Raw genomic sequence first — 590 nt, forward strand, 5'->3', positions numbered from 1 at the left:
TGTCACATCGATAATACAAAACTTAGAATGACTTTTAATACCAATAAGCAGCCAGATAAAGGATGAGTGTTACGATGATCTATTTGGTATATTGCTTATCTCTGCCGTTCTATATATGACAGCATAACACTAAAGTGAATAGCAGCTTAGCAAAATTATCATACAACGCTTAAGCGTTACTAACATTAAACGAGATAATACTACTTTGACTCGACATATATCGTTACAATATAAGATATTATCAGTTAACAAGTTTATGTATCGAATAATTGTAGACATGATTATTCTGTTAAAGAGGATATCATATGCGTTTATTAAATATTAGTAGCATTAAAATAGGCCAAGCCTTGAGTAGTAGTATGGTGGCACTTGTCATCAGCATTGCTATGACGAGTAGTCATGCAGCAACTGATATCTCCAAAATCTACAATGACTCATGCGCGGCTTGCCATGACAGTGGGGCATTAAATGCCATCAAGAAAGGTGATAGCGCTCAGTGGCAACGCCTTATAGAACGAAAAGGTATGCCTGCACTGATTGATTCTGTAAAGGGTGGCATGATTCAAATGCCAGCGGGCGGATTATGTGAT

1 protein-coding gene is annotated in these 590 nt (G+C 36.9%); it reads left to right on the plus strand.

Annotation, left to right across the window (positions count from 1 at the left end; translation table 11 throughout):
* Positions 1-305: 305 nt before the first annotated feature.
* Positions 306-590: c-type cytochrome (locus tag ACS8FD_RS22790; RefSeq protein ID WP_439277532.1), on the plus strand; the 285-nt coding region annotated here is incomplete at its 3' end.

This window comes from Psychrobacter sp. 1U2, assembly GCF_051847575.1.